20 protein-coding genes and 1 tRNA gene are annotated in these 20,466 nt (G+C 63.7%); 6 read left to right on the top strand and 15 right to left on the bottom strand.

All coding sequences use genetic code 11. From position 1 onward, the window contains the following. Positions 1-271: 271 nt before the first annotated feature. Entirely contained in the window at positions 272-1,501 is a 1,230-nt protein-coding gene (locus CK220_RS01365; RefSeq protein ID WP_095810245.1) for a sugar ABC transporter substrate-binding protein, read from the bottom strand. Positions 1,502-1,671: 170 nt separating this feature from the next. Between CK220_RS01365 and CK220_RS01360 the strand changes: the two genes are divergently transcribed. From CK220_RS01360 to CK220_RS01350, 3 genes are read left to right on the top strand one after another with little or no spacing between them, the layout of a single operon-like run. Then, positions 1,672-2,442, top strand: a complete 771-nt coding sequence (locus CK220_RS01360; protein WP_095809838.1) for an SDR family oxidoreductase — start codon at positions 1,672-1,674, stop codon at positions 2,440-2,442. 2 nt (positions 2,443-2,444) lie between these two features. Next, the gene (ugpC, locus tag CK220_RS01355; protein ID WP_095809837.1) at positions 2,445-3,512 is read left to right on the top strand and encodes a sn-glycerol-3-phosphate ABC transporter ATP-binding protein UgpC; all 1,068 of its coding nucleotides are present in this window, start codon (positions 2,445-2,447) and stop codon (positions 3,510-3,512) included. Between the two features lie 9 nt (positions 3,513-3,521). Further along, entirely contained in the window at positions 3,522-4,403 is an 882-nt protein-coding gene (locus CK220_RS01350) for a MurR/RpiR family transcriptional regulator (protein ID WP_095809836.1), read from the top strand. A gap of 414 nt (positions 4,404-4,817) precedes the next feature. On the opposite strand, the gene CK220_RS01345 is transcribed toward CK220_RS01350, so the two are convergent. Beyond that, positions 4,818-5,141, bottom strand: coding sequence for a DUF167 family protein (locus tag CK220_RS01345; RefSeq protein WP_095809835.1), 324 nt, complete (start codon positions 5,139-5,141; stop codon positions 4,818-4,820). A 9-nt stretch (positions 5,142-5,150) separates the two neighbouring features. Next, on the bottom strand, positions 5,151-5,441 hold the full coding sequence (locus tag CK220_RS01340; RefSeq protein ID WP_095782652.1) for a YggT family protein: 291 nt from the start codon (positions 5,439-5,441) through the stop codon (positions 5,151-5,153). 139 nt (positions 5,442-5,580) lie between these two features. Here CK220_RS01340 and CK220_RS01335 point away from each other — a divergent pair. Continuing rightward, a tRNA-Ala gene (locus CK220_RS01335) sits at positions 5,581-5,656 on the top strand. A gap of 37 nt (positions 5,657-5,693) precedes the next feature. Here CK220_RS01335 and CK220_RS01330 read toward each other — a convergent pair. Beyond that, positions 5,694-6,029, bottom strand: a complete 336-nt coding sequence (locus CK220_RS01330; RefSeq protein WP_141245080.1) for a hypothetical protein — start codon at positions 6,027-6,029, stop codon at positions 5,694-5,696. A 276-nt stretch (positions 6,030-6,305) separates the two neighbouring features. Here CK220_RS01330 and CK220_RS01325 point away from each other — a divergent pair, with 276 nt between their 5' ends. Both CK220_RS01325 and CK220_RS31770 read left to right on the top strand, forming a co-directional pair. Next, the gene (locus CK220_RS01325; RefSeq protein ID WP_095809833.1) at positions 6,306-6,512 is read left to right on the top strand and encodes a hypothetical protein; all 207 of its coding nucleotides are present in this window, start codon (positions 6,306-6,308) and stop codon (positions 6,510-6,512) included. Positions 6,513-6,672: 160 nt separating this feature from the next. Then, positions 6,673-7,050: a hypothetical protein gene (locus tag CK220_RS31770; RefSeq protein ID WP_176478958.1), complete on the top strand. Its 378-nt coding sequence runs from the start codon at positions 6,673-6,675 to the stop codon at positions 7,048-7,050. Positions 7,051-8,633: 1,583 nt separating this feature from the next. Here the strand turns inward: CK220_RS31770 and CK220_RS01310 are convergent. From CK220_RS01310 to exbD, 11 genes are all read right to left on the bottom strand, one after another. Beyond that, on the bottom strand, positions 8,634-8,996 hold the full coding sequence (locus tag CK220_RS01310) for a hypothetical protein (RefSeq protein WP_245428901.1): 363 nt from the start codon (positions 8,994-8,996) through the stop codon (positions 8,634-8,636). Between the two features lie 256 nt (positions 8,997-9,252). After that, positions 9,253-10,647: a multicopper oxidase family protein gene (locus tag CK220_RS01305; protein WP_095809830.1), complete on the bottom strand. Its 1,395-nt coding sequence runs from the start codon at positions 10,645-10,647 to the stop codon at positions 9,253-9,255. A 128-nt stretch (positions 10,648-10,775) separates the two neighbouring features. Beyond that, entirely contained in the window at positions 10,776-12,584 is a 1,809-nt protein-coding gene (locus CK220_RS01300; protein ID WP_095809829.1) for an ABC transporter ATP-binding protein, read from the bottom strand. Positions 12,585-12,738: 154 nt separating this feature from the next. Then, positions 12,739-13,683, bottom strand: a complete 945-nt coding sequence (locus CK220_RS01295) for an acetamidase/formamidase family protein (RefSeq protein ID WP_095809828.1) — start codon at positions 13,681-13,683, stop codon at positions 12,739-12,741. Next, the gene (locus CK220_RS01290) at positions 13,673-15,316 is read right to left on the bottom strand and encodes an ABC transporter substrate-binding protein (protein WP_095809827.1); all 1,644 of its coding nucleotides are present in this window, start codon (positions 15,314-15,316) and stop codon (positions 13,673-13,675) included. Before CK220_RS01290 ends, CK220_RS01295 begins: the two co-directional genes overlap by 11 nt. 30 nt (positions 15,317-15,346) lie before the next feature. Continuing rightward, complete coding sequence (locus CK220_RS01285; protein ID WP_095809826.1) at positions 15,347-16,267, bottom strand: ABC transporter permease; 921 nt, start codon at positions 16,265-16,267, stop codon at positions 15,347-15,349. Beyond that, entirely contained in the window at positions 16,264-17,130 is an 867-nt protein-coding gene (locus tag CK220_RS01280; RefSeq protein ID WP_176478976.1) for an ABC transporter permease, read from the bottom strand. The genes CK220_RS01285 and CK220_RS01280 overlap by 4 nt, the downstream gene beginning before the upstream one ends. A 19-nt stretch (positions 17,131-17,149) precedes the next feature. Continuing rightward, positions 17,150-17,752, bottom strand: a complete 603-nt coding sequence (locus tag CK220_RS01275) for an ANTAR domain-containing protein (RefSeq protein ID WP_095809824.1) — start codon at positions 17,750-17,752, stop codon at positions 17,150-17,152. Further along, positions 17,749-18,843: a transporter substrate-binding protein gene (locus CK220_RS01270; RefSeq protein WP_095809823.1), complete on the bottom strand. Its 1,095-nt coding sequence runs from the start codon at positions 18,841-18,843 to the stop codon at positions 17,749-17,751. Before CK220_RS01270 ends, CK220_RS01275 begins: the two co-directional genes overlap by 4 nt. Positions 18,844-19,001: 158 nt before the next feature. Beyond that, complete coding sequence (locus CK220_RS01265; RefSeq protein ID WP_095809822.1) at positions 19,002-19,979, bottom strand: energy transducer TonB; 978 nt, start codon at positions 19,977-19,979, stop codon at positions 19,002-19,004. Beyond that, complete coding sequence (gene exbD / locus CK220_RS01260) at positions 19,976-20,461, bottom strand: TonB system transport protein ExbD (protein ID WP_095809821.1); 486 nt, start codon at positions 20,459-20,461, stop codon at positions 19,976-19,978. The genes CK220_RS01265 and exbD overlap by 4 nt, the downstream gene beginning before the upstream one ends. Positions 20,462-20,466 lie beyond the last annotated feature (5 nt).

The following is a 20,466-nucleotide window of genomic DNA, read 5'->3' as shown; positions in this document are numbered from 1 at the left end:
AGCGGCATTGGCGCTCAAGATGCGCTCCCACATTGGAATTTCGCTGAAGTGCCAGCTTGGCTCTCGTTCTTTCCAGGAGGCTGCTTCAGGAATTTGCATTCCTTGCCGGCGTCGGCGGCGCCGACATCAATTGTCCTTGTCTGAACCGAGCCCGGTCCTTCTTCCGCAAATCTGACGGAAAACCGCGCCGGTCTCCTGGGATTGCCAAGCCGGAAAGGATGTGGCGCGCCCCGACGGGGTGGGGCGCGCCACGGGCGCAGGGAGATACGCCCTATTTCTTCAGCACGCCGTTGGCCTTGTCCGCCGCCTCCTTCAGAACGGCCTCCGGCTCGGCGCTGCCGAGATAGATCTTCTGCATGGCGTCGGAAGTGATCTGGGCGATTTCTTCCCAGCCTGGGATGACCGGCGCGAAGCGAGCGTCGGGCAACAGCGCGGTGAAGGCGGCGAGGTCGGCGTTGTTGACGTAATAGTCCATCTTCGCCTCTTCCTTGTTCACCGGCAGGAAGCCTTCGCCCTGCGTGAACTTGGCGCGCTGTTCCTTGGTGAACAGAAAGTCGAGCAGCTTCCAGGCCTCGTCCTTGTTCTTGGAGTTCTTGAACATGATGATGGAATCGGTGACGCCGTAGGTGCCGCGCGCGCCGGTCGGACCGGCGGGAATGGCGGCAACGCCATATTTCAGGCTCGGCGCCTCTTCCTTGATCTGATTGGAGAGGAAAGGCGCGGTGATCATCATGCCGACCTTGCCCTGCTTGAACAGGTTCTGCACGTCCTCGCGGTTGTTGGAGGTCACGCCAGGCTCGGTCAGGCCCTCGTCGATCATCGACTTATAAAGCTTGGCCGCTTCAAGCGCGCCCGGCGTGCTCAAGCCGGACGTGCCGTCCTTGTTGAGGATCTCGGTACCAAATGACCACATCGCGTAGTAGTAATAGACGTCGGTCTCGATCTCCTTGCCTTGCAGGCCATAGCCGAAGGCGCCGACCGCCTTGATCTTGCGGGCGTCCTCCTGCAGCTCGGTCCAGGTTGCCGGCGGCTTGGCGATGCCGGCCTTCTCGAACAGCTCCTTATTGTAATACATGGCACGCGCCGAGGCGGCGATCGGCAGGCCATAGGTATGACCATTCATGATCGAGGGCTGCAGGAAGGTGTCTATGAAGCGGTCCTTGAACTCGGGCTTAATGTAGCTGTCGAGCGGCTCGGCGACATCTTGCTGCACGAAGTCGATCAGCCAGCGGGTGCCGATGATCGACAGATCGGCATTGGTGCCGGCAGTGATGTCGGTGGTCAGCTTCTGCAAGAGCACGTCCCACGGCACCACTTCATATTTGATGGTGATGCCGGGATTGGCCGCCTCGAACTCCTTCTTCACCTCTTCGAAATAGGGGCCGGTCTTGGCGCTGTATTCGGCGACGGTGACACGCACCTCGCCCGCATCGGCGGGCGCCGCAAGCGCCAGCATGCTCATTCCGGCCAACAGGCCGACAGTCCACTTCGCAAGGCTCATCTGATCTCCTCCCATGATGCGCATTCGCGCCTGGCCCGTGGGCACAGGATTTATGTTACTTTCCTACATTATCGATGGTTTTCGGGGAAGCAAGTAGTTTATCATGTTGCTTAATTACATTTCGTTGAGTAGCGTTCTCTTCCTGTCTGAAGTGGCGAGGAGCACTGATCGTGGTGTCGAAGGGCGATTTCGAGGGCAAGACAATTGTCGTCACCGGCGCCGGCGGCGGTCTTGGCTCGGCGATCGTAGCGCTGATGGCCGACCGTGGCGGCCGGATCGTCGGCTGCGACCTGTCGGCCGCGGCGCTGACCAGCCCGCACATCGCCTCTCGCCACGTGTTCAACCTGCTCGACCGCGCCTCGATCGAAGCGGCGATCCCAAGCCTGCTCGACACCGACGGCGTCCCGGACATCCTGATCAACAATGCCGGCTGGACGCGCTCCGAGACGCTGAAAGCGCTGACGCCGGACAGAATAGAACAGGAGCTCGACCTCAATCTCACCGGCGTGATGAATTTCGCCGATCCGCTGGTCAAGGCGATGGCCTCGCGCGGCTCGGGCAGCGTCGTCTTCATCTCCTCGGTCAACGCCATCGCGCATTTCGGCAATCCGGCCTATGCCGCCGCCAAGGCTGGCATCAACGCATATGCCAAGTCGATCGCCGTCGAGCTTGGCCGCAGCGGCGTGCGCGCCAATGTCGTCTGCCCAGGCTCGATCCGCACCGCCGCCTGGGATCATCGCCTGGCCAAGGATCCCGAGATCCTCGGCCGGCTGAAGCGGCTCTATCCGCTCGGCCGCATCGTCAACGCGTCGGAAGTGGCCGAGGCCGTGGCTTTCCTTGCCTCCGACCGTGCATCCGGCATAACGGGCGCTGTGGTGCCGGTGGACGCCGGACTGACAGCCGGCTACTTGCCTTTCATCGACGACATTTTGGGAGCGTGACCATGACCGATGTCCAGTTTCGCAACCTGTCGAAATCCTTCGGCCAGCATAAAATCCTCGAGGACATCAACCTCGAGATCAAAAGCGGCGAGTTCGTCGTGCTGGTTGGTCCGTCCGGCTGCGGCAAGTCCACGCTCCTGCGCATGCTGGCCGGATTGGAGACGATCTCCTCCGGTGATCTCGTGATCGGCGGCACCCGTGCCAACGACCTGCCGCCGCAGAAGCGCAACATCGCCATGGTCTTCCAGTCCTATGCCCTGTTCCCGCATCTGAAGGCCGCCGACAATATCGGCTTCGGCCCGAAGATCCGCGGCGAGACGCGCGCCGCGATCGACGACAAGGTGAAGAAGGCGTCCGGCGTGCTGAACCTCTTCTCCTATCTCGACCGCTATCCCAGACAGTTGTCTGGCGGCCAGCGTCAGCGCGTCGCCATGGGCCGCGCCATCGTGCGTGAGCCCTCCGCCTTTCTGTTCGATGAGCCGCTCTCCAATCTCGACGCGCAGCTGCGCGTGCAGATGCGCACCGAGATCAAGGCGCTGCACCAGCGGCTGAAATCGACGATCGTCTACGTCACCCACGACCAGATCGAGGCCATGACCATGGCCGACCGCATCGTCGTGATGGATCGCGGCCGCATCCAGCAGGTCGGGCAGCCGCTCGAGCTTTACGACCGGCCGGCCAACAAGTTCGTCGCCGGCTTCATCGGCTCGCCGTCGATGAGCTTTGTTTCCGGCGCCCTGAAGACCGCCGATGCCAAGTCCTGGTTCGAGACCAAAGGCGGCGGCCGGCTGGCGCTTGCCGGCAAGTCAGCGTCAGGCGGCGACACGGTCGAGGCCGGCATCCGCCCCGAGCATTTTGTCATCGGCGCGACGGACGATGCCATCGCCATCGACGTCGACGTGGTCGAGCCCACCGGCTCGGAGACCCATGTCTATGGCTCGATCGGCGACGAGACGGTGCGCGCCGTGTTCCGCGACCGGCTGCAGGTCAAGCCGGGCGACCGGCTGCCGGTGAGCGTCGACCCGCGCAACATCCATCTCTTCGACAAGGCGACGGGCCTGCCGCTGTGAGATGAAAGGATGAAAACCCCGGCCGACATCATCACCCGCCTGCAATTGATGTCGCAGGACGGCACCAAGTCGGACCGCCGGCTGGCCGGCTTGGTGCTTTCCGATCTCGATTTCGCCTCCAAGGCGGCGATTTCGGAGATTGCCGCGCGTGTCGGCGTCAGCGAGCCGACCGTCACCCGCTTCTGCCGCAATCTCGGCTGCGAGGGCCTGCGCGATTTCAAATTCTATTTGGCGCAGGCGATCGCCATCGGCGGTCAGTATCTGTCGCCGGAACCGCTCAGCCGCGACGCGCGCGAGCAGCGCATCGCTTCCGCCATCACCGAATCGGCGATCGCCGCCATACAGCGCGCCAGCGAAAATCTCGACATGACGACGCTGATGGCTGTCGGCGCCCGCATCGCCGGTTCCGGCAACGTGCTGTGCATCGGCTCCGGCGGCATCTCCTCGATGATGGCGACCGAGATGCAGAACCGGCTGTTCCGGCTGGGGCTCTCGGCGCTCGCCCAAGTCGACGGCCAGTTACAGCGCATGTATGCGGCGGTCGCGACACCGGAGACGACGCTGGTCGCCTTCTCGGTCTCGGGCTATGCCCGCTCGGTCATCGAAGCGGTCGAGGTCGCGCAGCAATATGGCGCAGCCACCGTCGCCGTCACGGCGCCGGACTCAGCCCTTGCCAAGGTCGCCGACACGGTCATCCTGTTGCAGTCTTTCGAGGACGGTAACATCTACAAGCCGACCTCGTCGCGCTACGCCCTGCTTGCCATTCTCGACATGATCGCCACCACAGTGGCGGAATCGCGCGGGCCGAAGGTGCTGGAGAACCTGCGCCGCATCAAGCAGAGCGTGAACACGCTGAAGGTCGACGATCCGAAGCTGCCGCTGGGCGATTGAGGGGCTGCTCCTGGTGCAGCCTGGCACCCCGCTCTGCCCTTCCGGGCATCTCCCCCGCAAGGGCAGGGGAATCGCATATGGCGATTTTCTTGGTTTTCCAGGTACTTGGCCGGGTGCCGAGAAAATCGTCGACGCGGGCAGTTCGCGCTTTGATTCTGGTCCGTTCTCGGTCCGATTCCGTCTCAATACAACGATCGAACGCCCGCAAATGTGTCTTGCGACGGCTAAACTGTTGCAAAGACTCGGCAATTCCATATGCGATTGCCCTGCCCGCAAGGGGGAGATCGGCCGTCATCTCCGCTTTCGCCAATCTCCAACGCCTGAAAAAGGAGAGGCGGCGCCAAAGCTGTTAATCTCCCTCCTTGCGGGGGAGATGTCCGGCAGGACAGAGGGGGGTGCTGTCCCGCCAAAGTCTCAAATTTTCGGATCCCTGGAAAGCGCCTCAACGCTTTCCGCCAACGTCGCCGCATCACCCCATATCCGCAGCGTCTTCAGCCGGGACGTCCCCCCGGCAACCACCGAAACCGCCGACCCGGGCACGCCAAGCGCCTTCGCCACCATCCTCTCCAGCGCCGTATTTGCGGCGCCGTTCTCTGGCACGGCGCGCACACGGATCTTGAGATGGCTGCGCCCGTCGGCGGCCGCCTCGACGCCTTCGATCCGATCCACCGCCGCCTTCGGCGTCAGCCGCACGAAAACGTCGATGCCGTCGTCGTGCGGGCGGAACGGCGAGCCCATGGATCAGCCTTAAGCGACCCAGGACCAGACCGTGGTGATCAAAAACTGGCGGATGAAGAAGATGATCAAAAGAAGAATGATCGGCGAGATGTCGATGCCGCCAAGATCGGGCATGTAGCGGCGGATCGGGCGCAGCGCCGGCTCGGTCAGGCGGTAAAGCATATTGCCGACGGTGCCGACGAACTGGTTGCGCGAGTTGACGACGTTGAAGGCATAGAGCCAGGAAAAGATCGCCGAGGCGATGATGATCCACCAGTAGATATCAAGCGCCATGACGATGGTTTGAATAAGGGCGATCATGCCGGTCTCCAAATTGTCGCCGACATGTAGCCATTGCGCGCGGAACCGGCAAGGCCCGGCCGTTTCGGCGCTCGATGCCGGGCAGCGTTTCGCCTTGACATCAAACCGCCGCGACCGATACAAGCCGATCCGCTGGAACGGGGCTGTAGCTCAGCTGGGAGAGCGCATCGTTCGCAATGATGAGGTCAGGGGTTCGATCCCCCTCAGCTCCACCAGCGGAAAGCAAGAGCGGGTTCTGGGCCCGCCGATCGCTCAATCGTCCCAATCATCCCAATTGCCTTCATCCTGCCGCGGATAGCTGGGGATGATGCGGACAATCGGCCGTTCGCGCTCGTAGCGCCAGTAATACTCGTCCGACGGCTGCGGCTCGTAGGTGCGATAGATCGGCCGGTAGTGCCGCTCGCGCTTCCAATGCTTGTGCTTCTTGTGCGGTCGCACGCAATAGCCGTCTTCGGTCAGGTACGCGCATGTCACATGCGCCTGCTGCACGAGGCCGGCTCCAGCCGGGATACCGATCATCGGCGCCGCCTGAACCGCGGACGCCAGCGCCAGCATGGTGCCGGCAAGGGTAAGGACGGACAATTTCATCGACCTCTCCATCGTCTCGAATTGGGCGGCCGAAAGACCTTCGAATTCGGGGCGATTTGCGGCGACCAGCGATCACTTTTGTTTCCCGCCGCACATATGAGCGTCAGATCATGTTTGCGCTGGCATCCTGCCTCCCGGGCGCCGGACTGCTCTTTTCCAGGTCACGAATTGGAAACGAGAAGCCATCTTCTGCGCCATTCCTACGAAACAGACGGGGAGCATTGGGTTGGGCGTCCCGCCGCCGCCATATCCGCCATCTCAACGGAGGAAGTACCAATGTCAGTGGTCGGAATCCTGCTCCATCTCGGCCGTGCCATCATCCAGGCGCACAACAACGCCAAGGTCAGGAACCTGATGGACGCCTCGCCGCCCGAAACCCGCAGAGACATGGGCCGGCAAGTTTCACCCGCCACGCCTGAAGAGAGGACCGGTGGCCGTTCATCCCGGCGGACGCTGACGCAAACGGTCACCCGGCCGGAATAGACATCACCAACCCGCAGCTGCTCAATCTATCGCTGAACCGGATCGGCGGCAGGCGTGCGAAATTCTAAGCCGCTTGTGGATCGGGATCTGAACCACATGCCGCCACCTATTCAGACTGGGCTAAACGTGCTTCACATGGCCCTTATCTGGGAGGGGCGAAATGAAGATTAAATACGTTGTTGCAGCAACTGCGATTTTTGTTCCGGGGCTGCCTTCCGTTGCTTCGGCCGGACAGGGAGAACAGCAAAACATCAACTTCCTGGCTCAAATGCCCGATGCCAAGTTAAATCTGGCCGCTAAAATGGCAGGTGATCTGAACGGCGTGATGCAGAGATGTCGGTTGAGGCCGACCGAGGATGGAAAAGCCATCATTGCTGTCCCAGTCCTTTTGTACGACGGGCGGGATAAACACCTGACGCCCAATCCACGCAAGTTCCAGAGGGCCATCCACACCTATGAGAGAGCTTACGCCATGGCGGTTCAGAGGGCAGGAAATTGCCAAACCGAGAAGGCCAAGTACCCGAAACTCTACCGGTAGTGCCGCGCTTGTGATTTGGCTTCTAAGGCCATGCTTGTCATTTCTGCCGAGACTTACGACCAGGATGCGGCAACGATGACCCTGACGGAACGCATCATCCACGCGCTTTTAGTTGGTGTAGGCATAGTCGTCGCAAATCACGCCACTTATGCTTGGTATTGGCGGATAGCCATTGTTGTGATTTCCGTTGCAGTCGCAGACAGAATTATCTTAGCGGCCCGATGGGCACGAGCACCACGAAACAAGTGAGGCCGCTTAGCGCCTTTGTCGCTCCTGGTAAATCGCGGCTTTGTCAAATAAATAATCGCCGTCTGCGGGCTGCTTCTTTGTAGCTGTCAGGAAAGGGGCAGAACCTTGCGAAAACGAGGGATACTCATTCTCGCTGGCATCGCCACAATTCCTTTGGTGGTAGTTGCTGATCAGACGTTCGGGAAGGGACTTTCTTGGCAAGAAATGGACTTGGGACGGTGATGGCCACACCTCGTTGGCAGAGTTCTTTCACACATTTGACGTAGGATCGCACCGAGTGCATGCGCTCGGGAGAGAATGCAGGGAAAATCTATCTCTTGAAGGATGGAATGCTGATTAAAGGTGCTGTGCCCGCGACAAGGGTTTCGCTCACCGCTTGCCAGAGAGAGGAATCGAAACTGCCAGACTGGGCAGTCTGCTGGGGGTGTTTATGATAATAATGACCAAACTCTTTGGGGCCGCCCTTCTTGGTGCCTGCCTGGTCTGTCTGCCCCCGAGATCCGAGGCCTCCCAGGGGTCTAATATAGCTCCTGAAGAACAGAACCCTGAATGCAACCCTCTCAAGGAAGCGAACGAATGGGTCATTAAAGTTCCGGTTCTTGAGATGACGTCCCGATTCGTTAGGTTTGGCGACCAGCCCAGATTTGTGCACCAAGAAATAATCTACACCCAAGACGCAATGTATTCACGGGAGGGGCCTTACGGACGCTGGACTGCGAAGACAATCCCCAAAAAAGAAGCCGTGCCCAGAAATGACGACGGTTCGCTTGTTAACACAAATTGCCATCGCCTTTACAACGCCGTGTTGGACGGAGTTAAGACCATTGTCTTTCAATATGACAAGACGCTAAAGGCAGATAAGCAGTGGTACCGCTGTAATATATGGGTTGAATCACCAAACTACAGACCGCTAAAGGCAATCTGTGAGGGGCCTTTTGAGTGGACGAGACGTTGGTTCTATCGGTCCGACGTAAAAATTCCCGTGCCCAAACAGGGCCTTTAAGCTCTGGCTCGGCGCCGCGTCACCATTGCGTCTATTCTTCAACCGCGCGACCGACGTTCCGGTCAAAAGAGACAGCCGCGTTCATCACTGCAGCGCCAAAATGTCAGTGGTGGGAATCCTGCTCCATCTCGGCCGTGCCATCATCCGTGTGCACAAACAACGAAGGTCAGGAACCTCATGGACGCCTCGCCGCCCGGAACCCGCAGAGACATGGGCCGGCAAGTTTCACCCGGCGCCTCCGAAAAGGAGCCCGGCGCCATTCATCCCGGCGGATGCAAAGCAACTCCAGGAGAAGTGTGAATGGACGCTCCGCGAGGCCGGCATTACCCGCTCACCTGGAGACCGCCGTCGCTTTGCGATTGCGCTGTCGCGCATAGGCCACGCAGGCGTCGACCGTGCTGACGCAGAGCGCATCGATGCTGTTGGGCAAATTGTTGTCGCCGGCATAGGTCACTTCCGCGACACGGCCGCCGAGCATGCGAATCTGCGTGTTGCAATACCCGCCGGGCGCGACGTTGACGGACCCTCCAACCGCGGGAATCGCGCCCAGGGCCATGGTCGGCACCGCGATGTTGAGATTGCCGCGTTGCACGCTGCGCTGATAGGTCCAGATCTGGCCGGAAGGTCCCACATCGGCGGTCGCGGTCGGAAAGCCGGCGCACATGCGAACATCGGCCTCGCTGAGGCCGACCATTTCCCTGCGGGCGGCGGCCGTGGTGGCATCCTCTTTCGCGACCCGCGACGTATCGTCGGGGATGACGCAGGATGACAGGATGGAGAAGCCTGCCGCAACAAGGGCAAGTTTTCAAATGCGCAAAGATGTCATGCCGTCGGTCGGAGTTGCGTGCCGCCCCAGCGCCTCTTGCCTACCTAGGTAGGCGGGCAAGGGCGTCAACCCGTCGAGGGGCAGCGAACTCCGGGCGAATGAGGGCGCCTACCGCCCCATGCGCTCACGCCACCCGCAAATAGCTCGTCATGCCCGTCTTCTGGTGCTCGATGATGTGGCAGTGGAGCAGCCAGTCGCCGGGATTGTCGGCGACGAACCCCAACTGCACCTTCTCGTCGGGCTGGATGAGATAGGTGTCGGAGATGAGCGGCTGGACCGCGCGCGTCGAGGACGACAGCACCTTGAAACTCATGCCGTGCAGGTGGATCGGGTGCGCGTGCGGTGTCAGGTTTTCCATGTCGATGATGTAGCTTTGGCCGAGTTTCAGCTCGGCCAGCGGCGCGGTCGGGTCCGGCGTGTCGCCCGGCCACGGCACTTTGTTGATGGCCCAGAAACTATAGCCGAGCGAGCCGCAGATGCTGTCGGCTGCGACATTTTCCGCCGTGGCGCTCAACGCCAGCGGAATGCGCTTGGCGCCGGCGAGGTCCACCTCCGCCACCGGATTGGCCTCGAGCGGGCCGAGATCGCGAAGATCGCGCTTGAGCGATTGGCCGACCGCACGCAGCGTCGCCAGAACCTTTGGCTTTGTGCCCCTGACATCCCGCAGGCTGACAATCGCGCCTTCGTCGTCGGGCATGCGGATGGCAAGCTCCACGCGCTGTCCGGGCCCGAGTTGCAGGGCGTCGGGCGCAAAACGTTGCGGGACCGGATTGCCGTCGAGCGCGATGACGGCGGCCTCGGCGCCGTCGACGCGGAAGCCATAGATGCGCGTGACGTCGGTGATGGCGGCTCGCAGCCGCACCAGCCCGCCGGCCGGCGCGTCATATTGCGGCTGGTCGAGCCAGTTGGCCGTTCGCACCGTTCCGTAGGTGCCGCTACGCGCCGCATCGCGCGGCCGGAACTGCGCGATGAACTGGCCGTCATCGCCGAGGCGCCAGTCGCGCAGATTGAGCACCACTTCGGCATCGAAGGCGGGATCCTTCGGATTCTCGACCACGATGACGCCGGTCAGCCCGTGGCCCATCTGCTCAAGCGTGTTGCAATGCGGGTGATACCAGAAGGTGCCGGCGTCGGGCGGCGTGAAGGCGTAGTCGAAATGATCGCCCTGATAGACATAGGGCTGGATCATGAACGGCACGCCGTCCATCTTGTTGGGAACGCGCACGCCATGCCAGTGGATGGTCGTCGGGTCGTCGATGCCGTTGACGAGCCGCGCGACGAACGGCTCGCCTTTCTTCATCCTGATGACCGGCGGCGGACCTGCCTCGCCATAGGTCAGGACATTCTTCGTTGGCGCGCCGGCCATCAACTGCGCTGCGATGCCTGCGGTCTTCAAGATCAGCGGTTCGGGCTTCGCCGCCGCCCAGCCGGCAAACTTGCCGGCGGTCGAGAGGCCGATGCCGGCCGCGCCGGCCGCCGCGGCGCCCTGCAGGAGTTTGCGGCGTGTGAGGACCGACATTGAGATTCCGAATGGTGAGTGGCGACTTCAGGCTCTACCATCATTCGCGCATATCCCGAAACGGACAGATCGCCGCTCCCCAAAGCCAAAACGAATGCCAGGCTGAATGCGGCAGGCCGCGGGCCTGATCAATCTCCGACGGCGGCGAAATGTCCGCCGCCGAAATCTTTGAGCACCAGTTTCGGCACGCTCTCGCCGATCCGGCGCGTCGCGCTTGGAATTTCCCGCTCGAGACGGGCAAAGCGTGTCCGGCGCAAAGACGGATCGGGAACCGGCACCGCCTCGATGAGCCGCCGCGTATAGGGATGGCGCGGATTGGAGAACACCTGGTCGCGACTGCCGATCTCGACGATCTGGCCGAGATACATGACGGCCACCCGATCCGAGACGTTCTCGACCACCGCCATGTCGTGCGAGATGAAGAGGTAGGCGACGCCGAATTCGCGCTGCAGCTCCTTCAAGAGATCGAGCACGCGCGCCTGCACCGAAACGTCGAGCGCCGAAACGCTCTCGTCGGCGATGATCAGCTTCGGCCTCAGCGCCAGCGCCCGCGCGATGCAGATGCGTTGGCGCTGGCCGCCCGAGAATTCATGTGGATAGAGCTCCATCTGCTCAGACGACAGACCGACCCGCTCGAACAGCGCTGCCACGCGCTCCCGCCGTTCTTCCTTCGAACCGATGCTGTGGATCAGCAGCGGCTCCGCCACCAGCTCGCCGACGCGCATGCGCGGGTCGAGCGAGGCATAAGGATCCTGGAAGACCATCTGCACGTCGCGCCGCACCGCCTTGCGCTCGTCGCGCCCGAGGCGGGACAATTCGCGTCCGCCGATCGTCACGCGGCCGCTATAGGGCACAAGGCCGGCCAGCGCCTTGGCGGTGGTCGACTTGCCGCAGCCGGATTCGCCGACCAGCGCCAGCGTCTCGTTCGGCGCGATCGAGAAGCTGATGCCTTCGACAGCGTGCACCCTTCGGTTGACGCGGCCGAAGAAGCCGCCGCGCAGGTCGAAGCGGACTTGCAGGTCCTTCACGACCGCCACCTTGTCCTGCATTGCCGCTCCGTCGGACTCACCGGAAGCCCGGCGTCGCGCGCCCGAGCCGATGCGCGGAACGGCGGCAAGAAGCTCGCGCGTATACGCGGCTTGCGGCCTGGCAAAAATAGCCGCTGTCGTCCCCTCCTCGACCATGCGGCCGTTGCGCATGACGATCACCCGATCGGCCATTTCGGCGACGACGCCCATGTCGTGGGTGATCAGGATCACGCTGGTGCCGTGCTGGCGCTGCAGGTCGCGCAGCAGTTCCAGCACCTCGCCCTGCACCGTCACGTCGAGCGCCGTCGTCGGCTCGTCGGCGATCAGCACGTCGGGTTCGAGCGCCAGCGCCATCGCGATCATCACCCGCTGGCGCATGCCGCCCGACAATTCGTGCGGAAATTGTTTCAGCCGGCTTTCGGCCTCGGAGATGCGCACCGCCTTCAGCGCCGCGACTGCGCGCAGCTTGGCCTCCGTCTGGGAGACACCGGTATGCGCCTCGATCGATTCGGTGAGCTGCCGGCCGATCGACAGCACCGGATTGAGCGAGGTCATCGGCTCCTGGAAGATCATGGCGATGCGGTCGCCGCGAATGTCGCGCATGCGCCGTTCGTCGAGCACCGTCAGCTCGACGGCACTGCCATCCTCGTCGCGAAGCCGGATCGTGCCGCCGGCGATGCGGCCGGCCGGCTGCGGCAGCAATTGCATGATCGCCAGCGCGGTCATCGACTTGCCGGAGCCGGACTCGCCGGCGATGCACAGCGTCTCGCCGCGTTTGAGAGAAAGCGACAGGCCGGATACCACCTCGCGCTCGCCGTCCTCGCCGCGCACGCTGACGCTGAGGCCGGCGATTTCGAGCACCGCCTCACCGGCCAGCGCTGATGGAACTTCGCGAAGGCTTTGACTCATTGCTTTCCCCGAGCAAGTCGGACCGCCGACCTCCACCCGGACCTTCGGTCCGACCTCCCCACGAGGGGGAGGCAGGGCGGTGCCGGCGTTTCACCCTCCCCCTTGTGGCGAGGGTCGCTGCGAACCAGCGGGGCGGGGATGAGGCGCCGACCTCTCATTCAAACACGCAGCGCGGGAAGTAGAACGACACCACCCAGTTCGGCATGTCGACGATCTCACTGATCCTGAGATCGCCGCAGACAGAGACAAGCATGTAGGCGTCGACCGGGTCGAGCTTGTATCGGCCGGCAAGCAGGTCGACCATCTGACTGACGGCCTCTTTGGCCCCGGTCATCAGGTCGGGCCCGATGCCGGTCGTCACCTCATAGCCCTTGGCGTCGAGATGCCGCGTCACCGGCCCCGGCGTGGTGAAGCGCGGCGTCTTCAGCCGCGCGTCCTTCACCAGGTCGAGCTTGAGCACGACATCCATCGGACTCTCGATCGCAGTGCCGCAGACTTCGCCGTCGCCCTGCGCGGCATGCGTGTCGCCGACCGAGAACAGCGCGCCGGCCACTTCCACCGGCAGATAGAGGGTGGTGCCGGCGGCAAGGTCTCTTATGTCGAGGTTGCCGCCGACGCGCCGCGGCGGCACCACCGAATGGTGGCCCATCGCACCCGGCGCGTTGCCGATCGTGCCGGCAAACGGCTTCAGCGGCACGCGGCCTTGTCTGCCGAACAGCGCCGGCTCGATCGAGCCGGCGTCATATTTCCAGATGTTGAGTGCCGGCTCCTTGAAGTCGTCGGCAAGCAGACCGAAGCCCGGAATGTTCGCCGTCCAGCCGAAGCCGGACGGCTTGAACATTTCGATCGTCACCTTCAGCGCGTCGCCGGGCTCGGCGCCCTCGACGAAGATCGGCCCGGTCACCGGGTTGATCATGCCGAAATCGAGGCTGGCGATATCGCCGACGGTGCTGTCGGCCTTGAGCTGCCCGCCGGAGGAATCCAGGCACTGGAACTCGATCGTCGAGCCAGGCGCCACGCGCTCGGCCGGGGCAAAGGAATTGTCCCAGCCGAAATGGTGATGGCGCCCGTGGATGGTGTAGTCGCAGTTACTGCACATCTTTCACATACACATTGTCGTAGTTGATCGGGATATGGACCGGGTCGACATAGAGATTGTCGGCGCCGCCCATGCGGGCCGACTTCAGCGTGAAGCGCTGCTCGTTGAACACCGGCGCCCAGGGCGCGTCCGCCATGATCTTGTCGTAGATCGCGCTCCACATCTTCTCGCGATCGGCGGACTTTGCCGGATCGACGACGGAATCGGCCTCGGCCGCCTTGGCGTCGAGATCCTTGTTGCAGTACCAGGACCAATTCCAGCCGCCCGGCACTGCGCCGGCGCAGCCGAGGATCGGTCCGTAGAAGTTGGACGGATCCGGGAAATCGGCAATCCAGGCCATGCCGCCCGACCAGATCATCGGCGCCCCGGACTTGTCGCCGCCGGCGGCAATCACGTTGGCCTGGGCGAGCGACTGGATGCTGGCCTTTATGCCGATGGCCGCCAGATCCTGCTGGATCGCCTGCGCGATACGCGGATTGGGATCGGTGTTCATGGCGAACAGCTGCGTTTCGAAGCCATCGGGGTGGCCGGCCTCGGCAAGCAGGGCCTTGGCCTTGGCGACGTCATAGGCGTAGCCCTTGAATGCCTTGTCGTAGCCGGGCATCGACGGCGGCAGCGGCTGGTTGGCCGGCACCGCGCGGTTGTTGATCATCTGGACGATGCGGTCCTTATTGATCGCCATGTTGACCGCCTGGCGCACCTTCACATTGTCGAAGGGCGGCATGGTGGTGTTCATGGTGATGTAGCCGGTGTGCAATTGCCCGCCCACCACGACGCGGGCCTTCTGCTCCGGATCGTTCATCACCTCCTGGAACTTGGCCGGCGGAATGCCGTCGCCGGGCACGTCGATCTCGCCCTTCTGCAGCCGCAGCAGCGCCACGATCGGCTCTTGGCCGATCTCGAAGGTGATTTTGTCGAGATGCGGCAGGCCCTTGTGCCAGTAGTCGGGATTGCGCTCGAAGACGATGCGCTGCCCGAGTGTCCATTCGGCGAGTTTGAAGGCGCCGGTGCCGACCGGATGCTTGCCGAAGTCGGCGCCGTATTTCTCGACCTCCTCCTTCGGCACCACATGCGAGAAATTGATGGCCATGACATGCAGGAAGGTGGCGTCCGGGCGGGTCAGCTCGAACTTGATCGTATAGGGATCGACCGCGGTGACACCGGAGAGGCTGTTGGCTTTGCCGGCAGCGACGTCGTCATAGCCTTTGATCGAGCCGAAGAAGCCGGCGCCCGGGCTCTGCGTCTTCGGATTGGTGACGCGGTCGAGCGAGTATTTGACGTCGTCGGCCGTCATCTCGCGGCCGTTGTGGAACTTCACGCCGTGGCGCAGCTTGAAGGTGAAGGTCTTGCCGTCCGGCGAGATCTCGTAGCTTTCGGCAAGGTCGGGCTTCAGCTTGGTGGTGCCGGGCTCATAGTCCATCAGCCCGTCGAACAAGCTCTTGATCATCGACCAGTTCTGCCAGTCGTAGCCGATCGCCGGATCGAGCGTCGCGACATCGTCCTTGTAGGTGATGGTGATGGCCCCGCCCTGCTTGGCGTTAGGGTCGACCGCGTCGTCGGCGCGCGCGCTTGCGATGCCGAGCATCAGCGCAAGCGCCGAGGCCGCCACGGTGGATGCCAGAAATCGTCTCATGTCACTGTTCCCTTTCTCTGGTTGTCTTTTTCATCTGAGTTTGATTCGGGGGTCGATGAAGGGCGCGATGATGTCGGCCAGCAGGTTGCCGAGCACGATGGCGAAGGCCGAGACCAAGGTGACGCCCATGATGATCGGGATGTCGACGCGCTGGATGGCCTGCCAGGCGAGCTGACCGATGCCGGGCCAGCCGAAGACGCTTTCGACCACCACGATGCCACCCATGAAGACGCCGATGTCGATGCCGATCATGGCGACCACCGGCAGGATGGCGTTCGGCAGCGCATGGCGGAACAGGATGGCGCCGCGCGCCAGGCCCTTGGCGCGGGCGGTGCGCATATAGTCCTGGCGCAGAACGTCGATCATCGACGAGCGCATCATGCGCGCATACCAGCCGGCGCCGAGTATGCCCATGGTCAGCGAGGGCAGCACAAGATGCCGCCAGCTGCCGTAGCCGCCGATCGGGAACCAGCCGAGCCGGACGGCGAACACGTAGAGCAGGAGCAGGCCAACGACGAATTGCGGCGCCGAGACGCCGACGAAGGAGGCGACCATCAAGGTCTGATCGGTGGAGGTGCCGCGCTTGACGGCGGCGATCAGGCCCATCGTAAGCCCGATCGCGAGCTCGCACAGGATGGCGCCGACCATCAGAAGCAGGCTCGCCGGCAGCCGCGAGACGATGAGCTCGGTGACTTCCGAGCGCTGGATGTAGGAGCGGCCGAGATCGCCGCTTAGCAGCTTTGTGAGATAGTGCCAGTACTGGACGATGAAGGGCTGGTCGAGGCCGAGCTGCCTGCGGATGTTTTCCACCGTGTCGGGCGTCGCGCTGCGGCCGGCGATTTGGCGCACCGGGTCCGCCGGCAGCAGATAGAGCAGCGCGAAGGTGATCAGCGAGACACCGAGCAGGATGAGCAGCGACTGGATCAGACGTCGGCCGAGATAGGCGATCATGCCCGGCCCCGCTGCGTCGGGTCGAGGATGTCGCGCAGCGCGTCGCCGATCAGGTTGAAGGCAAGCGCTAGCGCCAGGATCGCGGCGCCGGGGAAGAACACCAGCCAGGGCGCCGCCTGGAAATAGGTCTGGTTCTCGAAGATGATGTTGCCCCAGGAGGCTGTCGGCGGCTGCACGCCGATGCCCAGATAGCTGAGCGTGGCTTCGAGCAGCACCGTGGTCGAGATGCCGAGCGTGCCCCAGACGATGATGGTCGGCAAAAGATGCGGCAGGATATGGCGCAACAGGATGCGCGGGGCGCTCGCCCCGATCGTGCGCTCGGCATCGATGAACTCGCGCTCGGACAGCGACGAGGTTTCGGTGTAGATGACGCGCGCGGTCTGCACCCAGTTGACCAGCGCGATCACCATGGCAACGATCCAAAGGCTCGGCTCGAACACCGCCGCCAGGCAGATGGCGAGAAGAAGTGCCGGGAAGGCCATCATCAGGTCGGTGAAGCGCATCAGCGCGCTGCCGATCCAGCCGCGGAAATAGCCGGCCGTGACGCCGACCAGCGTACCGATCAGAAGCGCGACGCCATTGGCGACGATGCCGATGATCAGCGAGGTGCGGGCGCCGAACAGGATGCGGGTCAACAGGTCGCGGCCGAGCAGGTCGGTGCCCAGCCAGAACTTGGCGTTCGGCGGCAAGGGCGAGCCTTCGAGCGTCAGCCCGTCGAACATCTGCTCGTTTGGATCGTAGCCGGTCAGCCACGGCGCCAGGATGGCGCCGGCGAGCACGATGGCGACGATGAAGAGCCCGAGCAGCGCCAGCGGCCGCTTGAGCAGCCGGCGCCAGACGCCGGCGCGCGGCTTGACCGGCATTCGGCCCGCCGCCGGGAGATCAGGCGCGATGGGATTGGTCACCGCCGTCCTCGTCTTTCGTCATCGCCACGATCCGCCGGGCCGCTTCCTCGACGCTGATTTGCCAGCTCATCGCCAGCGACCGCAACTGCGCATAGGCGCGATTGTCGTCGCTGCCCTTCGACAGCGCCGCGACCGCGCGCACGATGGTCTGGCGCTCGCCGACGCGCTGGCGCAGCGACGCGATCTCGTCGGCCAGCCGTTTCCTCGCCTCGAAGCTCTGCCGGGCAATCAGCAGCGCGCTGTACACGCCGGCATTGCCGACCGGTTTCAGCAATTGCGCGTCGGCTTTGTGCGACAGCGCCCATTCGATGCGGCCCGGCGCTTCCGAACCGATCAGCGCCACCAGCGGCATCGGCGCCTCGCCCGGCTGCCACGGGAACTGCTCGTCGAAGCCGAGATCAGCGTCGAAGAAGACGAAATCCGCGGCGAGCGCCTCTGCCGGCGGTCGCGGCCAGCACTCGACCGCCTCAAGCCCGATCGCCGACAGCTGCCTGGTGATCGCCTGCACCGTCGCGTGCGGGCGATGCAGCACGAAAGCTCGCGCGCCGCCGAGATTGGGGATGCGCGCGGCCCGGCTCACGACACCACCCTGAGCCGCGGACGGCCAAAGGTATTCGCCGGGTCGTAACGCGACAGATAGGGATCGGGCGCCACCTCTTCCTCGCGGCTGACGACTTCGAAAAATCCATCGGCGATGCGCCCGATGATCACCGGCAGGGTTGCATGCTGCGTGTGCGGATCGATGGCGATGGGCCCGAGGCGCGTCGCGAAGCGGCGCTCGGCGAAGGCCTTTGAGAACGCCGCCGGGCCGGCATCGGGATCGCCGGAAAGCACGTCCGCCATCACTTGCACCGATGCATAGGCGGACGCTTCGAAGGACGAGGCGAAGGCGGCCGGACGCGGCGCGAAATAGGGTCCGGCCGACAAATGGCCCCTGCCCGTTTCGCCGATCGCCGGCAACTCGCCCTCGGTGAGATTGCAGGATATGACCGGGCAGATATCGGCCTTGAAGGCCGCATTGTCGCGTCCCAAGTCGCGATATGCTGCCAGGAAGGCATAGGACGAGGTGCCGATGAGGTTGTTGAGGATGAAATTCGGCCGCGTGACGCGGATTTCATCGATCAGGCGTGAAACGTCGGTTTCGCCGATGCGCAGGTAGCGCTCGCCGAGCACCTTGCCCGCAGCGTCGGCGATCAGGTCGCGCGCGACGCGGTTCATCTCCCAGCCCCAGATATAGTTCGAGCCGAGCAGGAAGCCGTTGGCGCCGAAACGCGGCGCGACATGAGCCATCAGCGGAACCAGATGCTGGTTCGGGCAGGCATGCATGTAGACGACATGCTCGTTGGCCTCGAACCCCTCATAGGGGCAGGCATACCAGAGCATGCCGCCCGCCTTCTCCAGCACAGGGATCGTCTCTTTGCGGCTCCAGGAGGTAATGCAGCCGATCACATGGCGGGCGCTGCTGGTCCGGAAGATATCCTCGCAAAGCATGGCATAGCGGTCGGCATTGCTTTGCGGATCGCGTTCGACCGGCACCAGCTCGATCCCGCAGCCGCGGTCGGCATTGATGTCGGCGATCGCCCGCATCGCGCCCGTGCGGCACGCGTCCGAGACAAGCTGGTAGCTGCCGGATCGCGAATAGAGGACGCCGATCTCGATACGCCGTTTCAAACAATGCCCCAAAAATGAAAAAACCCCGCAGCCGCCGCCGACAGGCGAGGCATACGAGGCATTCTTGCCGTCCGGCGACCGAGGCCGATATGTTCGCAGCTACCCTATTCCCTACCGCCGGCCAGTCAAGCCTCAAAGTTGCATGGCGCGGCGGGCAACTAATCGCGCAGGCTGAAGACAAACGGCGCCGTGCGTGTGACGCGCGCGCCGAGCTCCGCCGGCGGCGCCGGCACCGACGCGCCCTGCAACGCGGCGAGCGCGGCGCGATCCAAGTCCGCGTCGCCGGACGACCGCGCCAGCTGGGCAGAGACCACCCTGCCGGAGACGTCTACCGTGAAGGTCACATTGGGCGTGCCCTCGGCGCGCCTGGACTTTGCCGCGCTTGGATAACGCGTGTGCCGCCTGATCCAGGCCGCCAAGCTGGCATTCCAGCGCGATGGGCTGACGCTCGATCGCGACGCCGCGTCGGAGGATTGCGGCGCGGCGGCCTTCGCGTCGACCTTGGCCTCGACGCTGGCAGTGGTCACCGACTTCGGCGGCGCCGTCTTTTCCTTTTTCGTCCGCGGCTTCGGCTTTTCGACGGGCTTCTTTTCAGTTTTTTTCTTCGCCTCGACGGGTTTGCTCTTCGGTTGCACCTCGACAGGCTTTGGCTGCGGCAGCGGAACAACAACGTCGGGCGCCACTGTCTCGACAAGGTCGGGCACCGCCTCGTCCAGCGGCTGTTGTTCGTTCAGCGCCGCCGCGGCCTGCTCCGCCGGTTCGGCCTCCGCCTTGCCGGAATCGACCGGCGGCTCAGCGACCGGCTCGCCCCTTTCCACGACCGGCGCCGGATCGGTCACCGGTTTCACTTCGGCGGGCCTTTCCGTCTCCTCCGCCGCATCTGGCTGGTCCGGCGTGACCTTATCCAGCATGGCCGCCTCTTCCGGAACGGCGGGCGTGGTCGGCAGCGGCGCCATCTCGACCGCCAGGGCCGGCGGCAGCCCGCCGTCGGGCACCTCGGCGAAGCTCAGGTTCTGCACCGCATAGGCGGCCGCCACATGCCCGGCGAGAACGATCGCGGCCGCGCTTGTCCACAGACCGGCTTCGCGGAGGCCGAAGCGTGGCTGGGCGGACAAGGCGGCGATCGCTTGCGTCATGGCGCCGGACTTCTGCTTGCCGTGGGCGCGGCGCTTCCCACGGCCGGTGCCGCACTGCCGCCCGATGCCGCCTCCAGGCCCACCAGCGCGACTTTCAGATAGCCCGCGGCGCGCAGCAGATTCATCACCTCCATCAGCTCGCCATAGCCGACATTTCTGTCGGCGCGCAGGAAGATGCGCGTCTGCTTGTCGCCCTTGGTGCGGCTGTCGAGCACGGTGGCAAAGCTCGGGCGCGTGACGGCGTCATTGCCGACCGCCAGAGAAAGATCGCTTTTCAGCGTCAGGAACAGCGGTGTCTCGGGCCGTGGCGCCGGCGTCGCCGTCGACCCGGGCAGGTCGACATCGACGTCGACGGTCGCCAAGGGTGCCGCGACCATGAAGATGATCAAAAGCACCAGGATGACGTCGATGAACGGGGTGACGTTGATCTCGTGGCTTTCCTCGAGATCGTCGCCGGCCGTCTCACGAATCCGCGCCGCCATGGTCG

This window comes from Mesorhizobium sp. WSM3860 (assembly GCF_002294995.1).
In the GTDB taxonomy this organism is placed as follows: domain Bacteria; phylum Pseudomonadota; class Alphaproteobacteria; order Rhizobiales; family Rhizobiaceae; genus Mesorhizobium.
The sequence above is the reverse complement of the archived record's forward strand: the minus strand, read 5'-3'. Positions and strand labels throughout refer to the sequence as shown.

What these genes read in the sequence shown, in the direction of transcription:
- CK220_RS01310 (WP_245428901.1), bottom strand. Translation starts at nt 8,996, where the DNA reads ATGGTCGGCCTCAGCGAGGCCGATGTTCGCATGTGCGCCGGCTTTCCG.
- CK220_RS01290 (WP_095809827.1), bottom strand. Translation starts at nt 15,316, where the DNA reads ATGAGACGATTTCTGGCATCCACCGTGGCGGCCTCGGCGCTTGCGCTG.
- CK220_RS01295 (WP_095809828.1), bottom strand. Translation starts at nt 13,683, where the DNA reads ATGTGCAGTAACTGCGACTACACCATCCACGGGCGCCATCACCATTTC.
- CK220_RS01330 (WP_141245080.1), bottom strand. Translation starts at nt 6,029, where the DNA reads ATGAAATTGTCCGTCCTTACCCTTGCCGGCACCATGCTGGCGCTGGCG.
- CK220_RS01305 (WP_095809830.1), bottom strand. Translation starts at nt 10,647, where the DNA reads ATGTCGGTCCTCACACGCCGCAAACTCCTGCAGGGCGCCGCGGCGGCC.
- CK220_RS01280 (WP_176478976.1), bottom strand. Translation starts at nt 17,130, where the DNA reads ATGCCGGTCAAGCCGCGCGCCGGCGTCTGGCGCCGGCTGCTCAAGCGG.
- CK220_RS01325 (WP_095809833.1), top strand. Translation starts at nt 6,306, where the DNA reads ATGTCAGTGGTCGGAATCCTGCTCCATCTCGGCCGTGCCATCATCCAG.
- CK220_RS01345 (WP_095809835.1), bottom strand. Translation starts at nt 5,141, where the DNA reads ATGGGCTCGCCGTTCCGCCCGCACGACGACGGCATCGACGTTTTCGTG.
- CK220_RS01365 (WP_095810245.1), bottom strand. Translation starts at nt 1,501, where the DNA reads ATGAGCCTTGCGAAGTGGACTGTCGGCCTGTTGGCCGGAATGAGCATG.
- ugpC (WP_095809837.1), top strand. Translation starts at nt 2,445, where the DNA reads ATGACCGATGTCCAGTTTCGCAACCTGTCGAAATCCTTCGGCCAGCAT.
- exbD (WP_095809821.1), bottom strand. Translation starts at nt 20,461, where the DNA reads ATGGCGGCGCGGATTCGTGAGACGGCCGGCGACGATCTCGAGGAAAGC.
- CK220_RS01340 (WP_095782652.1), bottom strand. Translation starts at nt 5,441, where the DNA reads ATGATCGCCCTTATTCAAACCATCGTCATGGCGCTTGATATCTACTGG.
- CK220_RS31770 (WP_176478958.1), top strand. Translation starts at nt 6,673, where the DNA reads ATGAAGATTAAATACGTTGTTGCAGCAACTGCGATTTTTGTTCCGGGG.
- CK220_RS01350 (WP_095809836.1), top strand. Translation starts at nt 3,522, where the DNA reads ATGAAAACCCCGGCCGACATCATCACCCGCCTGCAATTGATGTCGCAG.
- CK220_RS01285 (WP_095809826.1), bottom strand. Translation starts at nt 16,267, where the DNA reads ATGATCGCCTATCTCGGCCGACGTCTGATCCAGTCGCTGCTCATCCTG.
- CK220_RS01300 (WP_095809829.1), bottom strand. Translation starts at nt 12,584, where the DNA reads ATGAGTCAAAGCCTTCGCGAAGTTCCATCAGCGCTGGCCGGTGAGGCG.
- CK220_RS01265 (WP_095809822.1), bottom strand. Translation starts at nt 19,979, where the DNA reads ATGACGCAAGCGATCGCCGCCTTGTCCGCCCAGCCACGCTTCGGCCTC.